Source organism: Avrilella dinanensis, assembly GCF_002807015.1.
GTDB lineage: Bacteria > Bacteroidota > Bacteroidia > Flavobacteriales > Flavobacteriaceae > Flavobacterium > Flavobacterium dinanensis.
Genome location: NZ_NIPO01000001.1, coordinates 1,093,023 through 1,115,601, shown reverse-complemented (window position 1 = coordinate 1,115,601; position 22,579 = coordinate 1,093,023). Strand labels below are relative to the sequence as shown.

At 37.7% G+C, this 22,579-nt stretch carries 18 protein-coding genes, 2 tRNA genes and 1 pseudogene; 15 read left to right on the top strand and 6 right to left on the bottom strand.

All coding sequences use genetic code 11. The annotated features are described in order from the left end of the window. The first annotated feature begins 135 nt into the window (after positions 1-135). The 5 genes from rpmH to CDL10_RS05185 all read left to right on the top strand — a co-directional run bounded on the left by rpmH (position 136) and on the right by CDL10_RS05185 (position 5,457). Entirely contained in the window at positions 136-297 is a 162-nt protein-coding gene (gene rpmH, locus CDL10_RS05205) for a 50S ribosomal protein L34 (RefSeq protein ID WP_100677559.1), read from the top strand. Between the two features lie 129 nt (positions 298-426). Next, positions 427-3,279: a carbamoyl-phosphate synthase large subunit gene (gene carB, locus CDL10_RS05200; RefSeq protein WP_100677558.1), complete on the top strand. Its 2,853-nt coding sequence runs from the start codon at positions 427-429 to the stop codon at positions 3,277-3,279. Between the two features lie 113 nt (positions 3,280-3,392). Then, positions 3,393-4,364 (top strand): T9SS type A sorting domain-containing protein, encoded by a 972-nt coding sequence (locus tag CDL10_RS05195; RefSeq protein WP_100677557.1) that lies wholly within the window; start codon positions 3,393-3,395, stop codon positions 4,362-4,364. Positions 4,365-4,487: 123 nt separating this feature from the next. Next, positions 4,488-5,084 carry a hypothetical protein gene (locus tag CDL10_RS05190; protein WP_100677556.1) on the top strand — a complete coding sequence of 199 codons (597 nt, stop codon included), beginning with the start codon at positions 4,488-4,490 and terminating at the stop codon, positions 5,082-5,084. Positions 5,085-5,100: 16 nt separating this feature from the next. Continuing rightward, the gene (locus tag CDL10_RS05185) at positions 5,101-5,457 is read left to right on the top strand and encodes a hypothetical protein (RefSeq protein ID WP_100677555.1); all 357 of its coding nucleotides are present in this window, start codon (positions 5,101-5,103) and stop codon (positions 5,455-5,457) included. A gap of 250 nt (positions 5,458-5,707) precedes the next feature. On the opposite strand, the pseudogene CDL10_RS11585 reads toward CDL10_RS05185, so the two are convergent. The 4 genes and pseudogenes from CDL10_RS11585 to CDL10_RS05170 all read right to left on the bottom strand — a co-directional run. Further along, positions 5,708-6,229, bottom strand: a pseudogene (locus CDL10_RS11585) (phage integrase SAM-like domain-containing protein); the annotation flags it as partial. Next, positions 6,226-6,354, bottom strand: coding sequence for a hypothetical protein (locus CDL10_RS11560; RefSeq protein ID WP_262483254.1), 129 nt, complete (start codon positions 6,352-6,354; stop codon positions 6,226-6,228). The gene CDL10_RS11560 and the pseudogene CDL10_RS11585, both read right to left, overlap by 4 nt. A 291-nt stretch (positions 6,355-6,645) precedes the next feature. Next, positions 6,646-6,720 (bottom strand) — tRNA-Pro (locus CDL10_RS05175). Between the two features lie 6 nt (positions 6,721-6,726). After that, positions 6,727-6,810, bottom strand: a tRNA-Ser gene (locus CDL10_RS05170). A gap of 220 nt (positions 6,811-7,030) precedes the next feature. Between CDL10_RS05170 and CDL10_RS05165 the strand changes: the two genes are divergently transcribed. The 8 genes from CDL10_RS05165 to CDL10_RS05130 all read left to right on the top strand — a co-directional run bounded on the left by CDL10_RS05165 (position 7,031) and on the right by CDL10_RS05130 (position 15,812). Further along, the gene (locus tag CDL10_RS05165; protein ID WP_100677553.1) at positions 7,031-8,209 is read left to right on the top strand and encodes an acetyl-CoA C-acyltransferase; all 1,179 of its coding nucleotides are present in this window, start codon (positions 7,031-7,033) and stop codon (positions 8,207-8,209) included. Positions 8,210-8,346: 137 nt separating this feature from the next. Next, positions 8,347-9,111, top strand: coding sequence for a C40 family peptidase (locus CDL10_RS05160; RefSeq protein ID WP_100677552.1), 765 nt, complete (start codon positions 8,347-8,349; stop codon positions 9,109-9,111). Positions 9,112-9,203: 92 nt separating this feature from the next. Continuing rightward, a complete protein-coding gene (locus tag CDL10_RS05155; protein ID WP_100677551.1) occupies positions 9,204-9,767 on the top strand; it encodes a DUF4199 domain-containing protein in 564 nt (187 codons plus the stop codon). 2 nt (positions 9,768-9,769) lie between these two features. After that, the gene (locus CDL10_RS05150; RefSeq protein WP_100677550.1) at positions 9,770-10,720 is read left to right on the top strand and encodes a glycosyltransferase family 2 protein; all 951 of its coding nucleotides are present in this window, start codon (positions 9,770-9,772) and stop codon (positions 10,718-10,720) included. A gap of 61 nt (positions 10,721-10,781) precedes the next feature. After that, positions 10,782-12,506 carry a phospho-sugar mutase gene (locus CDL10_RS05145; protein ID WP_100677549.1) on the top strand — a complete coding sequence of 575 codons (1,725 nt, stop codon included), beginning with the start codon at positions 10,782-10,784 and terminating at the stop codon, positions 12,504-12,506. Positions 12,507-12,607: 101 nt separating this feature from the next. Continuing rightward, entirely contained in the window at positions 12,608-13,222 is a 615-nt protein-coding gene (locus CDL10_RS05140) for a transcriptional regulator (RefSeq protein ID WP_100677548.1), read from the top strand. Next, a complete protein-coding gene (locus CDL10_RS05135) occupies positions 13,197-13,937 on the top strand; it encodes a DUF3307 domain-containing protein (protein WP_207760138.1) in 741 nt (246 codons plus the stop codon). Before CDL10_RS05140 ends, CDL10_RS05135 begins: the two co-directional genes overlap by 26 nt. Positions 13,938-13,982: 45 nt before the next feature. Continuing rightward, entirely contained in the window at positions 13,983-15,812 is a 1,830-nt protein-coding gene (locus tag CDL10_RS05130; RefSeq protein ID WP_165772986.1) for an ABC transporter ATP-binding protein, read from the top strand. Positions 15,813-15,890: 78 nt separating this feature from the next. Here the strand turns inward: CDL10_RS05130 and CDL10_RS05125 are convergent, their stop codons facing one another. Both CDL10_RS05125 and CDL10_RS05120 read right to left on the bottom strand, forming a co-directional pair. Continuing rightward, a complete protein-coding gene (locus CDL10_RS05125) occupies positions 15,891-17,153 on the bottom strand; it encodes an aminotransferase class I/II-fold pyridoxal phosphate-dependent enzyme (RefSeq protein WP_100677546.1) in 1,263 nt (420 codons plus the stop codon). Between the two features lie 152 nt (positions 17,154-17,305). Then, a complete protein-coding gene (locus tag CDL10_RS05120) occupies positions 17,306-18,496 on the bottom strand; it encodes a pyridoxal phosphate-dependent aminotransferase (RefSeq protein ID WP_100677545.1) in 1,191 nt (396 codons plus the stop codon). 148 nt (positions 18,497-18,644) lie between these two features. Between CDL10_RS05120 and ccsA the strand changes: the two genes are divergently transcribed. Beyond that, the gene (gene ccsA, locus CDL10_RS05115; RefSeq protein ID WP_100677544.1) at positions 18,645-21,821 is read left to right on the top strand and encodes a cytochrome c biogenesis protein CcsA; all 3,177 of its coding nucleotides are present in this window, start codon (positions 18,645-18,647) and stop codon (positions 21,819-21,821) included. A 111-nt stretch (positions 21,822-21,932) separates the two neighbouring features. After that, on the top strand, positions 21,933-22,490 hold the full coding sequence (locus tag CDL10_RS05110) for a glutathione peroxidase (protein WP_394363835.1): 558 nt from the start codon (positions 21,933-21,935) through the stop codon (positions 22,488-22,490). Positions 22,491-22,579: the final 89 nt, after the last annotated feature.

Genomic DNA, 22,579 nt, shown 5'->3' with positions numbered 1-22,579 from the left:
AAAAAAATATTTTTTCGCAAAAAGAATTTGTAAGTGCAAAAAAGTTTATATATTTGCAACCGCTTTAGTGAGCAATCAGCCATTTCGTTTGATGGCTTTATTTTTAAGTAGAACTAAGATTTAAAGACAATAGTAATGAGTAAGAGAACGTTTCAACCATCAAAAAGAAAAAGAAGAAACAAGCATGGTTTCAGAGATAGAATGGCTACAGTAAACGGTAGAAAAGTGTTGGCCCGCAGAAGAGCGAAAGGTCGTCACAAATTAACTGTTTCTTGTGAACCAAGACATAAAAAATAATGATTTATCAATCATAAAACAAAAGGTGTTACTTTGAGCGTAACGCCTTTTTTTGTACTTTTTTCAAAATTACACCTATTTTTATCAATCAAAAAAGACGTAATTTTACGTCAAAAATAACAACATCTCATGCCAAAAGACCAATCAATCAAAACAGTCCTTATCATCGGTTCAGGACCAATTATTATCGGACAAGCATGTGAATTTGACTACTCTGGTTCACAGGCCGCCCGCTCACTGAGAGAAGAAGGAATTAAAGTAATTCTTATTAATTCCAACCCGGCAACAATCATGACCGACCCTTCTATGGCAGACCATATTTATCTTCTGCCATTGGACACCAAATCTATCGTCGAAATCCTGAAAAAACACCCGGAAATCGATGCTGTACTACCAACAATGGGCGGACAAACGGCATTAAACCTGTGTCTGGAAGCTGATGAAAAAGGTATTTGGAAAGACTTTGATGTAAAACTCATCGGTGTGGATACCAACGCCATTAATGTTACGGAAGACAGAGAGCAGTTCAAAGAATTTTTAAGAAGCATTGACATTCCTTTTGCCCCGGCAAAAACAGCTACTTCTTTTCTTGAAGGAAAAGAAATTGCCCAGGAATTCGGCTTTCCGCTTGTTATCCGACCATCGTTTACTTTGGGAGGAACAGGAGCGTCTTTTGTCTTTGAAGAAAAAGATTTTGACAAATTGCTTACTCGTGGATTAGAAGCGTCGCCTATCCATGAAGTATTGATTGACAAAGCTCTTTTAGGCTGGAAAGAATATGAATTGGAATTACTCCGAGATAAAAATGACAACGTAGTTATCATCTGTACTATCGAAAATATGGACCCAATGGGAATCCACACCGGAGATAGTATTACCGTTGCCCCTGCCATGACTTTGTCAGACAAAACTATGCAGAGAATGCGTGATATGGCAATAAAAATGATGTGTGGTATCGGTAATTTCGCCGGAGGTTGTAACGTGCAGTTTGCCGTTTCGCCTGACGAGAAAGAAGACATTGTCGCTATTGAAATTAACCCTCGTGTGTCGCGTTCATCAGCTTTGGCATCAAAAGCCACCGGTTATCCGATTGCAAAAATCGCCAGTAAATTGGCTTTAGGATATAATCTGGACGAACTGCAAAACCAGATTACCAAAAACACATCTGCCCTTTTTGAGCCGACACTGGATTATGTTATCGTAAAAATCCCTCGTTGGAATTTTGATAAATTCGAGGGTGCCGAAAGAACTTTAGGCTTACAAATGAAATCTGTCGGGGAAGTGATGGGCATCGGACGTTCGTTCCAGGAAGCCTTACATAAAGCGACACAATCACTCGAAATCAAAAGAAACGGATTGGGTGCCGACGGAAAAGGATATAAAAATTATGACCAGATTATCGACAAGCTCACTCACGCCAGCTGGGATAGAGTTTTTGTGTTGTACGATGCTATCGAATATGGCATTCCGCTTTCGACCATACACGAAATTACAAAAATCGATATGTGGTTTTTGAAACAATTTGAGGAGATTTATTCCCTCGAAAAAGAAATCAAAAACTATTCTTTAGAAACTCTACCAAGAGAATTATTGCTCGAAGCCAAACAAAAAGGTTTTGCCGACAGACAAATTGCACACATGCTAAACTGCCTGGAAAGTCAGGTATATAAACTAAGAGAAGAGAAAAACATCAATCGTGTTTATAAATTGGTAGATACTTGTGCAGCAGAGTTTGTGGCACAAACGCCATACTACTACTCTACTTTCGAAAGCGATATTGAAACCGCCGACGGAAAAGTTTATACCGACAACGAAAGTAAACGTTCAGACAAAAAGAAAATCATCGTACTTGGCTCAGGACCTAACCGTATCGGGCAGGGAATTGAATTTGATTATTCCTGTGTGCATGGCGTGTTGGCAGCATCTGAATGTGGCTATGAAACCATTATGATTAACTGTAATCCAGAAACGGTTTCTACCGATTTCGACACAGCCGACAAACTATATTTCGAGCCGGTATTCTGGGAACATATTTACGACATCATTAAACACGAGCAACCGGAAGGTGTTATCGTTCAGCTTGGCGGGCAAACAGCCTTGAAATTAGCTGAAAAGTTAGACAAATACGGCATCAATATTATCGGAACAAGCTACGAAGCTTTGGACTTGGCGGAAGACCGCGGACGTTTCTCTCATTTATTGACCGAATTAAACATTCCTTTCCCGAAATTCGGCGTAGCAACTACCGCTGACGAAGCATCAGCATTAGCTGACGAACTGGACTTTCCGCTATTGGTTCGTCCGTCGTATGTATTGGGCGGACAAGGAATGAAAATTGTCATCAACAAAAAAGAACTGGAAGAACATGTGGTAGATTTATTGCGTGACATTCCGGGCAATAAGTTGTTGCTCGACCATTATCTCGCCGGAGCTGTTGAAGCCGAAGCCGATGCTATTTGCGATGGCGAAAATGTATATATTATCGGAATAATGGAGCACATTGAGCCATGCGGAGTTCATTCCGGCGACAGTAACGCGATGCTGCCTCCGTTCAATCTGGGCGAGTTCGTGTTACAGCAAATCAAAGACCACACGAAAAAAATCGCCATTGCCTTGAAAACCATTGGCTTAATCAACATTCAGTTCGCGATTAAAGACGATACGGTTTATATTATCGAGGCGAACCCTCGTGCATCGAGAACGGTGCCTTTTATCGCAAAAGCCTACGGTGAGCCTTATGTGAATTATGCAACCAAAGTGATGCTGGGCAAGAACAAAGTAACCGACTTCGATTTCAATCCGCAACTCAACGGATTTGCTATCAAAAAACCGGTTTTCTCTTTCAATAAATTCCCGGGCGTAAACAAAGCTTTAGGCCCTGAAATGAAATCAACCGGCGAAAGCATTTTGTTTATCGACGACTTGAAAGACGACCAATTTTATGAACTTTATACACGAAGAAAAATGTATTTGACCAAATAAACAAATCAAAAATCAAACGCAAAAGGCTGGAAAATTAATAATTTTTCGGCCTTTTGTTTTTTAAAGAAATAAACTCTTATTTTTGAGCCCTAACAAAAGTAATATCATCATCTATGAAAAAAAATATTTTTCTGGCAGCATTATTAGCTGTATCAATGGGTGCAGCAGCACAAAATTTCTACACTTTTACCAAAAGTGAAGCCACCTACGAAGACTTATCCGATACGGTTTCTATGAACAATGGGGAGGCATGGATTAATCAACCATATGGACCGTTTGAATCTCCATTTTCTCTATTTATTTTTGGTGAGGAATTAAGTTCCTTTGGGTTTTCAGGGAGGGATTTTGGAACTGGTAATATGGAAATAAGTGTTTACTTTCATGCTTTTCATGCTTTTGTTATGGGAAGAGGTTTTTCAGATCCAGCAACATCCCCTATTTCATACAAAATTGAAGGCGAAGAAGGTAGTCGGATTTTAAAGTTAGAAGTAAAGAATGCAGGTCTGCTAGCTGAGTTCGACTACAGCAGCTCTACTTCTCTTTCTACTTACCTTAACTATCAAGTTTGGCTCTATGAAGAAGATTCCAGTATTGAATATCACTATGGATACCACAACATTAGCACAACGTCAATATTAAATACCTATGGGGTTTCCATGGTCAGCATAGAGTTTTCTCATTATACAGGAATAATCCATAAAGGTTACGTTACCGGCTCGATTGAGAATCCCGTTTATTTAGAGTTTTCCGAGAACAATCTACCCGATAACCCTGAGGAACTGCTCACGCTTGACGATGTACCCCAACCCAACACGGTTTATCGTTTTGAGCTTAATCCGGCATCTGTGGATGGTGTAGAAAAAACAGGTTTTTCTATATATCCGAATCCGGCAACAGAAATAGTTAATCTGTCATTTAACGAAACAATCTACACAGAGTATGCCGTTTATGATATGACAGGAAGAAATATTCTTTCGGGTACAATCAATGGTGAAAGCAATACGCAAATCAGTATAGAATCACTACAAAGCGGCACTTACATGCTTAAAGTAGGCAATACCACCAAAAAATTTATCAAAAAATAATCATTGACCAATCCCTCGCTATTTTGCGAGGGATTTTTTCATTAAATTAAAAAAAACACTTTTTATTCGGAATAATAAAATAAAAAAATAACTTTGGAAAGGATTCAATTATGATAACTGAGCATGAATAAATTATTTTATATTTTAAGCCTATTATTATTTGTCACATTTACAGCATGCCACAAAGAGCCAATAGACACGGTTGTCACTGATGATTATATTAAGGGTAAAGCAATTGTACGATTTGAATTAAACGGTGTAACTTATGGGGCAAGAGCGAATGACGTAGAAAGCTTTTACAACCCCAACGGAATTTTATACATTGCTGCAAATGCAAAAGATGAAAATAATGATTTTGATCAAATTTCTTTGTCAATAAACATTTCTTCTGCCGAAAAAGGTTTTTACCCTACCGACGGTTTTATAATAAACAATGAATTAGATTCGTACTCCACAGCCTTATTAAAGTACAAAAGACTTGATTGGCCGTATGCTACATTTCAATTCACCGCCGAAGAAACGACACAAAATATCAACAGAGGTGGTTCACTAACCATAACCGAGGTCAATGAATTTGCCGGGCAAATTGAAGGTCATTTTTCCTTTGAGTTAGCACCACCACCTAATGAAGAAGAGCACAATTTACCTCCGGATCACCCAGATTTAGCAATACGAAAAATTGAAAATGGCTATTTTAAATATGTAAACTTTAAAAATTAATTTAAATACAATTCTTATGAGAAATTTAATTATGACAGGCTTTATTGCCTTATGTTCAATCGCCTCCTTTGCAGGTAATGGAGAAACAGAAATTAATCAGTTGAGTATTTCAAACATTGAAAATGCAATTGACAACAGTCAAATATCAAACGATAGTGAACCAACGTACATATATGAATTTTCACTATGGTTTTATTTATCTGACGGAAGTGGTACAGGAACCAGTTATGGGCATAAGATAGCAATAACGGAAACTTGTATAACAGAAGCTGAAATGGAACAGATGAGATCTGCATATTTATTCATATATCAACTACAATATCCAGGACAAAATATTATTATAACAGCTAATCAAATAGAGTCATGTGACTAACATAAGTCATACTTAATTCGCTTAAAGTAGGTAATACCACCAAAAAGTTTATTAAGAAATAACCCGTTGGGTGTAATTAAATTGTTTGATTTTTAATATTATTAATTGGTCTGTCAAATATGAATTTATTGATATATTGAATCAATGTTAATGCNCGCTCAATAGAAAAATTTTTCTTTTCAAGAACAGCCAATTCTTCTTTTGACAAATGCCCTCTTTCTACTTTGTCAAAATGCAGTCTGTATTTGGCAAACGGATCTTTTTCCAGCCAATCCATTGTAATAGCCATATTAACGAGTTTTTTCAACCGTTCCAAATGCTTCATTACACCGTTCTTATTTAATGGTCGTTGATGGTCTGTAGGTTTGTGACTGTGTAAAAAGTTTTCAAAATCCAGCATAAACTTATAATTCAGTTTCTCAAGATAAATATCTTCTTTTTTGTAATGTTTTCTGATAAACTTTTTCAGATACGACACAGTAGTAGTATAATTTTTCAACGTACCCGGAGCAAGTCTTCCGGTTTCAACCTGCTTATGATATTCCGAAAGCTTTATCAAAGTCATTCCTTCCTTTTTATCTTCTCCAAGGTACAATGATTTAACAGCATCTACGGTAATCGTTTGGCGTTGTTGTATCAATTGATGATAACAATCAGTAATCAATGAACGAACCCGTTCAATATGATTGTTAAGTTTGATAACATCTTCCCGTTTACCTTTTGCTTTGCCTTTTACTTCATCCCAATTTTTGGGTAAGACTTTAGCTTTCAGGGAAATTTCAGACTTTTTCCATTTACCGTAATTCTTGCATATACGGCTCCCATCTCATTTTTCTGTTGTTTCGTCACTCTGATGACAAAGTGAATACCAAAAGTGTTCATTGTTCTCATATCCATTCATTTTGTGTTTAACCATTGTACTTTGATACAGTTCACTAATTCTAATCATTAGTTGCTCATAAAAAAGAAGTCAAAAGGCGATAAAAAGTGTTAAAATAAATGATTTAATATTCTGATATACATTTACTTACGCTATTTTCCGTGAGCAAATTTAAAACATAAAATTTACTCACTTAATCGCTCACAGATAGATTGATATAAATTGGGATATTTTGATACGAAAAAAAACAAAAAAACCGCAAATCCATAGAATTTGCGGGTTTATGACGTCACTTAGTGTAAGTGTTGTCGGGGTGGCAGGATTCGAACCTGCGACCTCCTGGTCCCAAACCAGGCGCGATGACCGGGCTACGCTACACCCCGAAAATGCGGAGAGACAGGGATTCGAACCCTGGCGACGGTTACCCGCCGACAGATTAGCAATCTGCTCCGTTACCACTCCGGCACCTCTCCTTTTTTGTGTGCTTAAAGAACTTAAAAGCGGTGGCAAATGTATAACAAGTTTTATATTAACGCAAATATTTTTTCGGGTATTTTTTTAATGTTTCAGAATTGATTATAAATCAACAGTATAAAAATAGCAGATTTCGCCACAAAAAATAATCTGTTATTTAATTTATTGGTTTTTGCGTCATATTTGATTAAATTCGCAACTTAAATAAATTTGTATATTATGAATAAAAGAGTAGTTATAGTTTCTGCAGCAAGAACGCCAATCGGAAGTTTCATGGGAGCATTATCAACTGTTCCCGCACCAAAACTGGGTGCTGTTGCGATTAAAGGAGCATTGGAAAAAATAAATCTTAAGCCAGAATTGGTTGATGAAGTAATTATGGGAAATGTGGTGCAGGCTGGTGAAGGTCAGGCTCCTGCTCGCCAGGCAGCTTTGTTTGCCGGATTGTCAAATGAAGTTCCGGCAACTACTGTGAACAAAGTATGTGCTTCAGGAATGAAAGCTATTATGCAAGCTTCTCAGGCAATTCAGTGTGGCGATGCGGATATTATTGTAGCAGGTGGAATGGAAAATATGAGCTTGATTCCGCATTATGCTCATATGAGAAACGGGGCAAAATTCGGTCCGGTTACTTTCGTTGACGGAATGCAAAAAGACGGCTTAACCGATGCTTATGATAACAACGCAATGGGTGTATGTGCCGATTTATGTGCCAGTGAGTACAATTTCAGCCGTGAAGACCAAGATATTTTTGCTGTTGAATCATACAAACGTTCGGCTGCAGCTTGGGACGCTGGAAAATTTGCTAATGAAGTTGTGCCGGTTGAGGTTCCGCAAAGAAGGGGAGAGCCTGTAATTGTTAATAAAGACGAAGAATTTACCAATATCAAATTGGAAAAAGTGCCGGAATTACGCCCTGCTTTTACCAAAGACGGTACCGTTACTGCTGCCAACGCGTCAACAATCAATGACGGAGCTGCTGCGGTAGTCTTAATGAGCGAAGAAAAAGCTAAGGAATTAGGTTTGAAACCTTTGGCATACGTTAAAGGATATGCTGATGCTGCACAAGAACCTCAGTGGTTTACAACTGCACCGGCAAAAGCTTTGCCAAAAGCGTTAGACAGAGCTAATGTGAAAATTGAAGATGTAGATTTCTTCGAGTTCAATGAGGCTTTTTCGGTAGTAGGATTGGCAAATACGAAAATATTAAACCTCAATGCAGATAAAGTTAATGTAAACGGAGGAGCAGTTTCACTCGGACACCCACTGGGCTGTTCTGGAGCAAGAATTGTGGTAACATTAATCAATGTATTGGAGCAAAACAATGCAAAATTAGGTGCGGCGGCTATCTGTAACGGTGGTGGTGGTGCGTCTGCTATTGTGATTGAAAGAGCTTAATATTGAGCAGAAAAAAAGAAGAGAGCAGGAATAAAGATGACTTTATTCTTGCCTCTTTTTCTATCGTAAAAAAAGAGTTTGGATAAATCATGATAAAATCCAGAATTTCTTATATTCTATTCCCTATTTTCTAAAAAATGTACGCAATCTGTAACCTGTCTATTGTACCGTTGAGAGCCGAACCTACCGACCGTAGCGAAATGGTTTCTCAGGTGCTTTTTGGCGAAACGATGAAAATAACCGACGTGAAAGGAGCTTGGAGTAAAGTTATTTTACAAAATGATTCTTACGAAGGTTGGATAGATAGTAAACAGATTAATTCAATTGAACCGGAGTGTTTTTCGGCTATACAAAACAGAAATCAATTGCTCAACGGCGATTTGATAGAACATCTTACCAACGATGCTCATGTATTGACCACCATTCCGATTGGGGCAGAGCTGACTTTTTTGTCTGTTCCCGAAGTAAATAAAGATAATTATATTTTTGAAGGCAAGGTTATTACTGGACAACAACCGAAGGAAAACTTAATCAACACAGCATTTATGTTTTTGAATGCACCTTATCTTTGGGGCGGAAAAACACCCTTCGGGATTGATTGTTCCGGTTTTTCGCAAATGGTGTATAAACTTAACGGATATCAAATTCCGCGCGATGCTTATCAGCAAGCGGGTTTGGGCGAAAATCTGAGCTTTATTGAAGAAAGTGAGCCGGGCGATTTAGCATTTTTCGATAATGACGAAGGTAAAATCATTCACGTCGGAATAATGATGAAAGATAATTACATCATTCACGCTCACGGAAAAGTCCGCATTGACCGCATCGACCACCTCGGTATATTAAATGTCGATACCGGAAGACACACGCACAAACTTCGTGTTATCAAACGCATTGTGGAATAAATTCTGCACAGCATTAATAATTTACTAAAAACATCGCCAAAAAGGCTAATTTTAGTAATTTAGCCAATTGACAATATTAATGCTTTTGCAAAATGGATACACACGTTAAAAAAACAGGATTACAGATTGGAAGTACATTAGCTATTATCTTGATTTTGTTTTATTTATTCGTATATATTTCGGATTATAGATATATGACTTCGGTAATTACCGGTTTCATACTGATTTTCTTTTGTATAATTTTTGGTTTTACCGCTTCTTATCTGACAAAGAAAAGATTAGGTGGTTTGATAACTTTCAAAAATGCTTTTATTCCTTATTTCTTGACCGTTATTATTGGTGTTTTGGGAAGTACGTTATTTTTATATGTTTTATACGGATTGATTGATACCGAAACAGGAAACAAAATCCATTTGGAAATGATTGAACTCAGTAAACAACAGGCAATAAATTTTGAAATGTCGCCTGAACAAGCCGAACAATCACTGGAAATGGTCACACGAGCGAATCCGTATAGCATCGGTAAGATGTTGATGTCAGCAGGAACAAGGATTTTAATGCTTTGTGTTCCGGGATTTTTAGCGGCCGTGCTGTTCAAAAATCAATCTGAACCGATGAAAAACCGTGCTGAAGTTAATGAAAATTTATCCAGATAATTATGGATATATCTATCGTTATACCACTTCTCAACGAATCAGAATCATTGCCTGAACTGCATGCCTGGATTGAAAAAGTGATGCAGGAAAATGGTTATTCATATGAAATTATTTTTATAGATGACGGCAGCACTGATGATTCATGGCAGATTATTAAGCAGCTTAATAATCAATATGATGAAGTAAAAGGAATTCGGTTTGCCAAAAATTACGGTAAATCACAGGCATTGAATATCGGTTTTAAAAGTGCAAAAGGCAATGTTGTTATCACGATGGACGCAGATTTGCAAGACAGCCCCGATGAAATCCCCGAGCTTTACGATATGATTGTAAACCAAAATTACGATTTGGTTTCGGGTTGGAAAAAAAAGCGATACGACTCAGTTTTGTCTAAAAACCTTCCGTCAAAACTATTTAACTGTGCAGCACGAAAAACGTCCGGGCTCACACTACATGATTTTAATTGCGGACTCAAAGCCTATAACCATAAAGTAGTTAAATCAATTGACGTATATGGTGAAATGCACCGCTATATTCCAGTGTTGGCAAAGAATGAGGGGTTTAACCATATTACGGAAAAAGTTGTGAAGCACCAAGCCCGAAAATATGGACAATCGAAGTTTGGCGTAAGTCGTTTTATCAATGGCTTTCTCGATTTGATAACATTGTGGTTTCTGTCCAGATTCAGCAAACGCCCGATGCACTTTTTCGGTTTTTGGGGCGTAGTCATGTTTTTTATCGGGTTTTGTTCAGCTTTATATATCGGCGGACTGAAATTGTATAAATTATATATGCACCAGCCTACTATTTTGGTTACCGACAATCCTTGGTTTTACATCGCTTTAACCACCATGATTATTGGTACACAATTGTTTTTGGCGGGGTTTATCGCCGAAATTCTCAATAGAAACAAAAAAGGTAAACGTTATAAAGTTATAGAGGTGACGGAGTGAACAAGTGACAGTGTTATATCGTCACTTGTTCACATCGTCACAAAACAAAAAAACAAACAAAATGCACATACCACAAAATATATTAGATAAAGTCAATCAATGGACACAGCCGCCTTTTGATGCTGAAACCCGTAAGAAAGTTGAGCAGTTAATGACCACAGATGTTGTAGGATTGGAAGATGCTTTTTATAAAGATTTGGAATTCGGAACAGGAGGAATGAGAGGTGTTATGGGAGTTGGAACCAACCGAATCAATCAATATACTCTCGGAAAAAACACGCAGGGACTTTCGGATTATCTGAAAAAAACTTTTCCGAACGAAGAATTGAAAGTGGCGATTGCCTATGATTGCAGACATAACAGCAATACTTTGGCAAAAGTGGTGGCAGATGTTTTTTCGGCTAACAGAATTAAGGTTTTTTTATTTTCGGATTTAAGACCAACACCTGAATTATCTTTTGCTGTAAGACATTTGAATTGTCAGGCAGGAATTGTTTTGACTGCTTCACACAATCCTCCTGAATACAACGGATATAAAGTATATTGGAATGACGGAGGTCAACTTGTTCCTCCTCAAGATGGAGAAATTATTAAAGTAATTGAGAATTTGTCTTACGAAGAAATTAAATTTAATTCCGATGAAAAATTAATTCAGTATATAGATTTTGAGATTGACGAAGCATTTGTAAAATCGACGGTTGAAAATGCCAGCTTTGGAACATCTGAAAATGCCAAACGAAATTTAAAAATCGTTTATACGTCACTTCACGGGACTTCGATTAAGTTGATTCCGACTGTTTTGGAAAAAGCTGGGTATTCTGATGTGAATATCGTTACGGAACAGGCAGAGCCGAATGGAGATTTTCCTACGGTAAAATCGCCAAATCCCGAAGAGCCCGAAGCTCTGACAATGGCTTTGGAATTAGCGGATAAAATTAATGCTGATATCGTTATCGGAACAGACCCCGACTCAGACAGATTGGGAATTGCAGTTCGTGATTTGGGCGGAAAAATGATTTTACTCAACGGAAATCAGACCATGGTAATTATGACTGCTTTCTTGCTGGAACAATGGAAAAGAGCAGGAAAAATTTCAGGAAAAGAATTTATCGGGTCAACGATTGTTTCGACGCCGATGATGCTTGATTTGGCTGAGGGTTACGGAGTGGAATGCAAAGTTGGACTTACGGGTTTCAAATGGATTGCCAAGTTTATCCGAGATTTCCCAAATCAGACGTTTATCGGAGGCGGAGAAGAAAGTTTCGGTTTTATGATTGGAGATGCAGTGCGTGATAAAGATGCTATCGGAGCTACGCTTTTGGTTTGCGAAATTGCCAGTCAGGCAAAAGAGGCAGGGAGTTCGCTCTACAGAGAACTACTGAACCTTTATATCGACTACGGATTTTATAAGGAGCGATTAATCTCAATTACCAAAAAAGGGATTGATGGGGCCAACCAAATCAAACAAATGATGATTGATTTACGTGAAAGTCCGCTTTCGGAAATTGCTGGAGAACGAGTAGTGATGATTGAAGACTATCAGTCTTCTGTTGCCAAAGATTTGATGAACGGAGCAGAATATCCTATTTCAATTCCGAAGTCGAATGTGCTTATTTATTATTTGGAAGACGGAAGTAAAATTTGTGCAAGACCAAGTGGAACAGAGCCTAAAATCAAATTCTATTTTAGTGTAAACGAGCCTTTGGAAAGTATTGAAAAAGTCAAAGAAACCGAGCAATATTTAGACGAAAAAATCCAAAGGATTATTGAGGATATGAAGCTATGATTTTTTATAACTAAATTTAATCATAATTTAATTTATAACTACTTTTGGTTATATTTTTGTTTATAACTAAATTTTGCTATATTTGTATTTTGTAAATAACAATGATTGCGATTATAACAGGAGATATTATCAATTCGAGAACGGTAGCTACCCGGGAGTGGTTACCTGTTCTGGAATCGGTATTGAGTAAATTCGGCGATAAAGAAAAAGACTGGGAAATTTTCAGAGGAGATAGTTTTCAGCTGGAAGTCGCTCCCGAAAATGTTATCAAAACAGCTATATACCTCAAAACAACTCTTAAAACAATCGAGTCTTTAGACTTGCGAATCGGAGTAGGAATCGGAGAAAAAAACTTTTCGACAGCCACTATCAAAGAATCAAACGGAGAGGCGTTTGTGTTTTCGGGAGAAGCATTTGAAGAACTCAAAAAAAGGACTTTCTCGATTAAAACCCGTTCAGAAAAAACCGACCAGCAAATAAATCTGATTTTTGATTTGTTGATGGTTATTATGGATAAATGGAATACCAACGTATCGAAAACTGTTCGTTTTGCTTTGGATTTTCCTGATTTGACTCAAACCGAATTAGCCGGAAAAATGAATAAAAAGCAAAGTCAAATCAGTCGTGAACTGAATAAAGCCGGTTTTGAAGAAGTGCTCAGAGCAACAGAATTTTGTCAATACATAATCAATGACGATGGGGTTATTTATTCTTAAAATATTGTTGGCTCATCTTGTAGGCGATTTCGTTCTTCAACCTAAAAAATGGGTAGAAGACCGAAGTAAGAACGGATATAAATCCAAATATTTGTATGGACATATAACCGTACATTTTTTGCTTTTGATATTGTTTTTCATTACCGAATTGCAAGCAGTTTTCGGATATATCGTATTGATTACCGTATCACATTTTTTGATTGATTTGGGTAAAATATATGTAGAGCGGACAAACCGTTTCAGTCCGTTAGGATTGTTTATAACAGACCAGCTATTGCATCTTTTTGTATTAGCGACAATCGTATTTTACTCGTTTTTAGACATATCATTTTTTTTGAATATTCCTGTTGAAAAATTACTGTTTTGTGTAATAGCATTGCTTTTGATCACGTCGGTTACTTCCATTGCCATGAAACTGTTTTTCAGAAAGTGGAGCGAATCTTTCAGAAAAAAAACACGTAAAAAAGAATCGCTCAAAAATGCAGGAAACGTCATCGGAATTACAGAGCGATTACTCATAGTTTTGTTTATAAACATTGGTTTTTTGGAAGGAATAGGGTATTTGCTCGCGGCGAAATCCATTTTTCGTTTCGGCGACCTGACCAATGCAAAAGACAGAAAACTCACAGAATATATACTATCAGGAACATTGATTAGCTTTGCCATTGCTATCGTCGTCGGAATCGGATTGCGGTATGCTTTGATAAACTTATAATAATAACTAACTAAAAAATTTCTTCTTTTGAGAAATTAAAGAATTATGATTAGCCAATACTTTAAAAAAATATTCCGTTTTGCCAAGCCGTACAAAAAATATATGTATTTGAATATATTTTTCAATGTACTGTACGCTTTGTTCAGTGCATTGTCGTTTGTGGCATTAATTCCGATGCTTACGGTAATGTTTGGGGACGAAGAAAAAATTTATGAAAAACCACAATACAACGGAGTTTTCGAGATAAAAGATTACCTACTCGATTATATGAATTATTATATTACGACTACTTCCGACACGAGTGGAACGCAATACACGTTAAATGTAATGATTATCGGGATAATCTCTTTGTTTCTGCTAAAAAATATGTTCAATTATTGGGCAATGTATTTCATTACATTTTTGCGAAACGGAATATTAAAAGACATCAGAAATGCTTTATATAAAAAATCTGTTGAATTGCCATTATCATATTTTTCAGAAAAACGAAAAGGCGATATGATTTCAAGAATGACCTCTGATGTATTGGAAATTCAGCATTCATTTTTATCAATTTTAGAATTGATTGTACGAGAACCTTTAACGATTTTATTTACGATAATCGTAATGTTTTCAATTAGTTACGAATTGACTTTGTTTGTGTTTGTTTTTATTCCGATTTCGGGATTTATCATTTCCAAAGTAGGGAAATCGTTGAAGAAAAATTCAGACAAGGCGGCAAGAGAACAAGGGTTTTTCCTTTCAATTATTGATGAAACACTCGGAGGACTGAAAGTAATCAAAGGATTTAATGCAGAAAAAAACTTTGAAAAAAGATTTCAGGATTCAACACAACGCTTTTTCAAATTGAACAATCGGATTCTGAATAGACAAAATCTATCCTCGCCATTGAGTGAATTTCTAGGAATCGTGACCATTGCTGTTTTGCTTATTTACGGAGGAAAATTAGTGTTTGACGGCAAACTTCTTGCAGGAGCTTTTATTGCTTATATCGGCATGGCTTACAATATTTTAACTCCAGCCAAAGCGATTTCCAAAGCATCGTATTCGGTTAAAAAAGGTGATGCAGCGGCAGAACGTGTTTTGGAAGTTTTGGAAACTGAAAACCCGATTACAAGCAAACAAGATGCTATTGGAAAAACTGATTTTACCCATAGTATTTCTGTTGAAAATATTACTTTTTCATATGAAAACGAACCTGTGTTAAAAGATTTTTCTTTGGAAGTCCCAAAAGGAAAAACGGTGGCTTTGGTTGGGCAGTCGGGCAGTGGAAAGAGTACAATTGCGAATTTACTAACCCGTTTTTATGATGTGCAAAACGGAAGTATCAAAATTGACGGAATTGACGTTAAGGATTTCAACTTACAAAGTTTGAGAGGATTGATGGGATTGGTCACACAAGACAGTATTTTGTTTAACGATACCATTAAAAACAACCTTTTACTCGGAAAGGAAAACGCAACAGACGACGAAATCATTGATGCTCTGAAAGTTGCTAACGCATATGAATTTGTTAAAGACCTGCCCAACGGAATCGAAACCAATATTGGAGATAGCGGAAACAAGCTCTCGGGCGGACAAAAACAAAGGCTTTCGATTGCAAGAGCTGTGTTGAAAAATCCGCCGATTATGATTTTGGACGAGGCAACTTCCGCTTTGGATACCGAAAGTGAAAGATTGGTGCAACAAGCACTCGAAAATATGATGCAAAACCGAACTTCGGTTGTGATTGCACACCGACTTTCAACCATTCAGAAAGCGGATACTATTGTAGTAATGCAAAAAGGCGAAATCATAGAACAAGGTACGCACGATGAACTAATAGCCAAAAACGGAATGTATTCCAAATTAGTTGCTATGCAGAGTTTTGAGTAACCCCTTTGTGGAAATAAAATAAAAAAAGAGTTACTTTTCAGAGCAACTCTTTTTTTTATTTGGTATAAGTTTAATCGATTAAGCCTCAGAAGTTTCGCTGATGCTTTCTGCCATTTTTTTGTAGGTTCCGTCTTGTAGTTTAGTACGGATAGCCTCAAAAGCAGTTAAAGTCTCGTCAATATCTTCAAAAGTATGTGATGCTGTCGGGATAACTCTCAACAAAATCAAACCTTTCGGAATTACTGGATATACTACAATAGACAAGAAAATACCATAATTTTCTCGTAAATCGTTAACCATAACCATTGCCTCCGGAATCGAACCTTCGAGGTAAACCGGCGTTACACAAGTATTGGTGTCGCCAATGTTAAATCCTTTTTCTCTCAGTCCGTTTTGGATTTTGTTTACGTTTGCCCATAATTTTTCTTTCAGCTCCGGGTGGTTTCTTAATAACTCCAAACGTTTCAGTCCGCCTAAAGTATAAATCATCGGCAATGATTTGGCAAACATTTGTGAACGCAGATTGTATTGCAGAAAGCTGATAAGATCATTGTCACCCGCTACGAATGCTCCGATACCCGCCATAGATTTGGCAAAAGTAGAGAAATACACATCAATATCGTCCTGGCAGCCTTGCTCTTCGCCGGCACCGGCACCTGTTTTTCCGAGTGTTCCGAATCCGTGAGCATCATCGACCAATAGTCTGAAATTGTATTTTTCTTTGAGTGCAACGATTTCTCTAAGTTTTCCCTGTTGTCCCCGCATTCCGAAAACACCTTCGGTAATTACCAGAATACCGCCGTTTTGTTCATTGGCGATTTTTACCGCTCTTTCTAAGTTTTTTTCTAAGCTTTCAACATCATTATGCTGATAGGTAAATCGTTTCCCCATGTGTAGCCGAACACCGTCAATGATACAAGCGTGAGAATCTACATCGTAAACGATAACATCATTTTTGGTAACCAGAGCATCGATGATTGATACCATTCCCTGATAACCAAAGTTTAATAAATAAGCGGCTTCTTTGCTGACAAACTGAGCCAGTTCTCTTTGTAGTTGCTCATGATAATCTGTATGTCCGGACATCATTCTTGCTCCCATCGGGTAGGCTGCACCGTATTCAGCAGCTGCATCGGCATCGGCTTTTAAAACCTCGGGGTGCGTCGCCAATCCTAAATAATCATTCAATGACCAGTTTAACACATCTTTGCCTTGAAATTTCATGTGTGGACCTAATTTCCCTTCCAGTTTCGGAAAAACATAGTAGCCTTCGGCTTGTGATGCCCATTTCCCTAAAGGGCCTTTATTTTTTTGTATTCTGTCGAATAAATCTTTTACCATAACATAAAAATTATATAGTGCAAATTTACGCTAATATCGTCATACTTTTTTCAAACGAATCATCGGTTTACCGATAACTTTACAAGGTTTACCGAAAATTAAACAAAAATAGCGAGACTTTTCGCCTCGCTATTCAATTATATATCAGTTAATTAATTGTTGTAGAATTTCAATGCTTCTTTCAGTATTTCTGCAGATTTCAACAAATCCTGCTGTTCGATTACATAGGCCAGACGAACTTCGTTTTTGCCCATTCCTTTGGTAGAATAAAATCCGGCGGCAGGTGCGAGCATTACTGTTTCGCCGTCATAATGAAACGATTCCAGTAGCCATTTTGAGAAATCTTCTGCGTCATCTACAGGTAGTTGAGCAATGCAGTAAAAGGCTCCTTTCGGGCTGGCAACTTTTACACCTTCGATTTGTTGCAGGGCATTTACCAAGGTATTTCTGCGTTGTAAATATTCAGCCTGAACTTCGTCGAAATAGCTTTGTGGCGTGTCCAATGCTGCTTCGGAGGCAATTTGTGCATAGGTCGGTGGAGACAAACGAGCCTGAGCAAATTTCATTACGGTTGCCATAAATTCCTGATTTTTGGAAACCACACAACCAATTCTTGCCCCGCACATGCTGTATCTTTTAGATACGGAATCAATAACGATAGCGTTTTCAGCAATGTCAGTTTGGGTCAATATCGAATAATGTTTGTGCCCGTCGTAAGTGAATTCTCGATACACTTCGTCAGCAATCAGGAACAAATCGTGTTTTTTAACCAATTGTGCCAGCTTTTGGATTTCTTCTTCGCTATACAAATATCCTGTCGGATTACCAGGATTACAAATCAAAATAGCTTTGGTTTTTGGTGTAATCAAAGCCTCGAAAGATTCGATTGGCGGCAGGGCAAAATTATCTTCAAATTTGGACATAACCGGAATGATTTTCGCACCTGACGAGGTCGAAAAACCGTTATAATTGGCATAAAAAGGCTCAGGGATAATAATTTCGTCGCCTTCGTCTAATATGCTACCTATGGCAAAAAGCAGTGCTTCCGAACCGCCTGTGGTAATGATAATATCTTCCATTTCTACCGGTAATTGGTGTGAGCGATAATATTTTGCTAACTTACGTCGGTAAGATTCAAAACCAGCGGAATGGCTGTACTCGAGTACCTCGATAACGGAATTTTTTACAGCTTCCAAAGCCAGGTCAGGTGTTTTAATGTCGGGCTGACCAATGTTCAAATGGTAAACTTTTACACCGTTTTTCTTGGCGGCATCAGCATACGGAACCAACTTACGGATAGGCGATTCGGGCATATTCAGCCCTTTTTGAGATATTTTTGGCATAGCGATAAATTATCTGATTATTGTGCTGACAAAAATAAATCATATTTTTGATTACTGTCTATAGGAAAGTCTTTAATTATTCGTTAAAATCTATTTAGCAGTAATTTTAATTACTACTTTTGTTGATTGTATAAGAATACTACGAAATATCATGCAAAAATTACTTTCCTTTTTGTTTTCCACCCGTTTAATGGCTGTATTATTCATCGTTTTTGCCATTGCGATGGGAGTCGGAACTTTTATTGAAAATGATTACAATACCGATACTGCCCGTATGGTCGTTTACAACGCCAAATGGTTTGAGGTAATCATGTTTCTGTTTGTGGTCAATTTCATCGGGAACATTCAGCGTTACAAATTATACAAGAAAGAAAAATGGGCTACGTTGTTGTTACACTTAGCCTTTATTTTTATTATGGTTGGAGCGTTTATTACCCGATACATCAGCTTTGAAGGTATGATGCGAATTCCTGAAGGCGAAACTTCAGAACAAATTTACTCTGATGCCACCTATGTAACCGTTTGGGCTGATGGAGATTTGGACGGAGAAATGAGAAGACGCACATTCAGTCAGCAACATTATTTTTCGGCTGCTCTTGGTAAAGATAATTTGGTAAGCAAATTTGCGTCCAACGATTTCACGATAAAAGGGGATTTTAATCAAATTCCGTTTAAGGTAGAATATGTCGATTTCATTATGGGAGCACAAGATTCCATTTACCCGACAGAAAACGGAAAACGTTTCCTTAAACTGGTGGAGTCTTCTGAAGGCGAACGCCACGAGCACTTTATTGAAGAAGGAACGGTTGCTCAGATTCATAATATGCAGTATGCTTATAATCAACCTACTGAAGGAGCTATTAATTTTACAACCGATGGCGATACGCATTTTGTAGAGTCACCTTTTGGTGGAGAATATACCATTATGGCTACTCAGGCTAAGGGAGAAGTGCCGGTTAATCAAAAAGATACCTTGAATTTCCGTTCGTTGTATCATTTAGGCCCCGTTCAGTTTGTGATGGATTATCCGATAAAAGGGGAAAAGAAACTCGTATCAAACAACGATTTTAAAGACGGTCAAACCGCAGATGCTTTGGTGGTTAAAGTAACTTCACAAGGCGAGGAGCAAATCGTTACACTCACAGGGTCAAAAGGACAAATGGGTGTTCCGCAGTCGTTTAAATTAGGCGAATTGGATTTTACTTTATTTTACGGTTCCAGAGTTTATACCACACCATTTAAAGTACAGCTCAACGACTTTATCGCAGAAAAATATCCAGGTTCTAACAGCTATAAATCCTACGAAAGTCAGGTTACAATTATTGACGGAAACGAACAGTTTGATGCCCGAATATACATGAACAATATTTTAGATTACAAAGGCTACCGGTTTTTCCAGGCATCGTTTTTTCCGGACGAATCCGGAACAGTACTATCCGTTAACCACGATTTCTGGGGAACAACCATTACCTATATCGGTTACGGACTTTTGTACCTTGCTATGCTTGCTATTTTGTTTACCAAAAACTCCCGTTTTGGCGAATTAGGTAAAAAGCTGAAAAAACTGCGACAGAAGAAAGCATCACTGATGATATTGGTGTTTGCGTTTTTATCCGCAGGAAGTTTGCAGGCACAGCATCAGCACAATATGATGCCGAATGAACAACAAATCGACTCATTGATTCAGGCTGTTAAAATACCTCAGAAACAGGCAGATGCTTTCGGACAATTGGTTATTCAGGATTATGGCGGACGAATGAAACCGCTCAATACTTTTACTTCCGAAATGCTGAGAAAAGTAGCTAAAACAGAGAAGTTTAAAGGTTTGGACGGCGATCAGGTTTTTATTTCTATGCGGCAGTATCCAATGTTGTGGCACCATGTACCGATGATTAACCTGAAAAGAGGTAACGATAGTTTGAGAACTATTCTCGGTTTGCCGACAGATGCTAAGTACGCGACTTTTATGGATTTCTTCGATGCAGAAGGTAATTATAAATTATTGGAAGTATTGCGAGAGGCAGATTTGGCATCAGTTAAAAATCAGTTTCAGAAAGATTTTAAAGAAGTCGATAAGCGGATTTATTTAATGAGTCAGGCACTGACCGGAACCATTCTGAAGATTTTTCCGGTACCCGATGATGAAAACAACAAATGGATTTCTGATATCGAACTCGAAGGTTCAGGGATTACCCCGCAGGACTCCGGTTATGTCTATATCAAAAATATTCTGCCGTTGTATTATCAATCTTTGACTACCGCTATGCAAAGCCAAGACAAAGATTACAGCAAAGCAGATGAATTGCTGGAGTCGATTAATGCTTATCAGCACAAATTTGGTACCGAAGTTATGCCGAGCGACCAGCATATCAAATATGAAATATTATACAACAAATACGACGTATTCAAAAAATTGTATATGTGGTATATGACTGTGTCTGCGTTATTGTTTGCTGTTTGTATTTACCAGATTTTTTACAACAATAAATTTCTGAGAATTACCAATAAGTTACTGACCTCTTTGGTTGTGGTGTGTTTTGCTCTGCATACAATCGGGTTGGCTATGCGTTGGTATATTTCGGGTCACGCACCTTGGTCTAATGCTTATGAATCTGTAATATATGTTGGGTGGGCAACCATGCTTTTCGGGTTTGTTTTCGGACGAAAATCGAGTTTGACAGTTGCTTCGACAGCATTTGTCACTGCGATTATTTTGTGGGTAGCACACATGCATCATTTCGACCCGTCTATCGGAAACCTTGAACCGGTGTTGGACTCCTACTGGCTTATGATTCACGTAGCGGTTATTGTTGCCAGCTACGGGCCGTTTGCTTTGGGAATGATACTCGGAATTGTAGCGTTGTTCCTGATGATTTTTACGTCCAAATCCAATAAAAAACGAATGGAACTGAATATCCGCGAACTAACCTACATCAACGAAATGGCTCTGACCGTAGGGCTGGTCTTGTTGACAATCGGAAACTTCCTTGGCGGACAGTGGGCAAACGAAAGCTGGGGACGTTATTGGGGCTGGGACCCTAAAGAAACCTGGGCGTTGATTTCAATTATGGTGTATGCCTTTGCTATTCACATGCGATTAGTTCCGTCCTTACGCGGAACGTGGATATACAATTTCTTTTCCGTTATTGCTTTCTACGCGATTTTGATGACCTATTTTGGAGTAAATTTCTATCTGAGCGGTTTGCATTCCTACGCTAAAGGCGACCAGATGGTTACACCTGGGTTCATCTATATATCGGTGGCTTGTGTTGGTGTTCTGGGAATTATATCCTACATTCAATACAGGAGATATTATAAAAAATAACACCAAAGCCCTCAGATTATTGAGGGCTTTTTTGTAACTTTGGGATAAAAGAAAAAAACAATGAAACGAGTTTTAATGAGAAATATTTTACTGTCAATCGGTTCGCTTTTTATGTTTGCTTGTTTTGGCGGAAAAAAAGTTTATACCGTTGATGAACAAACTAAAAACGAACTGTCAAATATGGAAAATAACAAAACGATTTACGATTTTAAAGTCAATGATATTACCGGACAAGAATTTGATTTATCTTCCCTCAAAGGAAAAAAAGTGATGATTGTAAACACAGCCTCCAAATGCGGGCTCACACCACAGTTTGAACAGCTTGAACAATTGTATAAAGAATTTAAAGACCAAAATTTTACCATTATAGGTTTTCCTTCCAATGACTTTATGGGGCAAGACCCGGGAAGTAATGAGGAAATTGCAGAATTTTGTAAGTTGAATTACGGTGTGACTTTTCCGATGATGGAAAAAATCGTGGTTAAAGGAAAAGACAAACACCCTTTATATCAATATCTGACCGAAAAATCTCAAAACGGTATTGGTGATTTTGATATCGAATGGAATTTCCAGAAATTTCTCATCAACGAAGACGGAACGATTGATAAAGTAATCAGTCCAAGAGTTTTACCTAATGACAAAGAAGTGCTTGACTGGATTAAGCAATAAGTGTAAAATAGATATAGCAAAAGTCTTTGTGTTTTCTCGCAAAGATTTTTTTATCTTCCACCGACAAGCAAAAAAATCAAATAACCTTT

Bases quoted from the DNA above. Each gene is read 5' to 3' on its own strand.
- rpmH (WP_100677559.1), top strand. From the start codon at position 136: ATGAGTAAGAGAACGTTTCAACCATCAAAAAGAAAAAGAAGAAACAAG.
- carB (WP_100677558.1), top strand. From the start codon at position 427: ATGCCAAAAGACCAATCAATCAAAACAGTCCTTATCATCGGTTCAGGA.
- CDL10_RS05195 (WP_100677557.1), top strand. From the start codon at position 3,393: ATGAAAAAAAATATTTTTCTGGCAGCATTATTAGCTGTATCAATGGGT.
- CDL10_RS05190 (WP_100677556.1), top strand. From the start codon at position 4,488: ATGAATAAATTATTTTATATTTTAAGCCTATTATTATTTGTCACATTT.
- CDL10_RS05185 (WP_100677555.1), top strand. From the start codon at position 5,101: ATGAGAAATTTAATTATGACAGGCTTTATTGCCTTATGTTCAATCGCC.
- CDL10_RS11560 (WP_262483254.1), bottom strand. From the start codon at position 6,354: ATGGATATGAGAACAATGAACACTTTTGGTATTCACTTTGTCATCAGA.
- CDL10_RS05165 (WP_100677553.1), top strand. From the start codon at position 7,031: ATGAATAAAAGAGTAGTTATAGTTTCTGCAGCAAGAACGCCAATCGGA.
- CDL10_RS05160 (WP_100677552.1), top strand. From the start codon at position 8,347: ATGTACGCAATCTGTAACCTGTCTATTGTACCGTTGAGAGCCGAACCT.
- CDL10_RS05155 (WP_100677551.1), top strand. From the start codon at position 9,204: ATGGATACACACGTTAAAAAAACAGGATTACAGATTGGAAGTACATTA.
- CDL10_RS05150 (WP_100677550.1), top strand. From the start codon at position 9,770: ATGGATATATCTATCGTTATACCACTTCTCAACGAATCAGAATCATTG.
- CDL10_RS05145 (WP_100677549.1), top strand. From the start codon at position 10,782: ATGCACATACCACAAAATATATTAGATAAAGTCAATCAATGGACACAG.
- CDL10_RS05140 (WP_100677548.1), top strand. From the start codon at position 12,608: ATGATTGCGATTATAACAGGAGATATTATCAATTCGAGAACGGTAGCT.
- CDL10_RS05135 (WP_207760138.1), top strand. From the start codon at position 13,197: ATGACGATGGGGTTATTTATTCTTAAAATATTGTTGGCTCATCTTGTA.
- CDL10_RS05130 (WP_165772986.1), top strand. From the start codon at position 13,983: ATGATTAGCCAATACTTTAAAAAAATATTCCGTTTTGCCAAGCCGTAC.
- CDL10_RS05125 (WP_100677546.1), bottom strand. From the start codon at position 17,153: ATGGTAAAAGATTTATTCGACAGAATACAAAAAAATAAAGGCCCTTTA.
- CDL10_RS05120 (WP_100677545.1), bottom strand. From the start codon at position 18,496: ATGCCAAAAATATCTCAAAAAGGGCTGAATATGCCCGAATCGCCTATC.
- CDL10_RS05110 (WP_394363835.1), top strand. From the start codon at position 21,933: ATGTTTGCTTGTTTTGGCGGAAAAAAAGTTTATACCGTTGATGAACAA.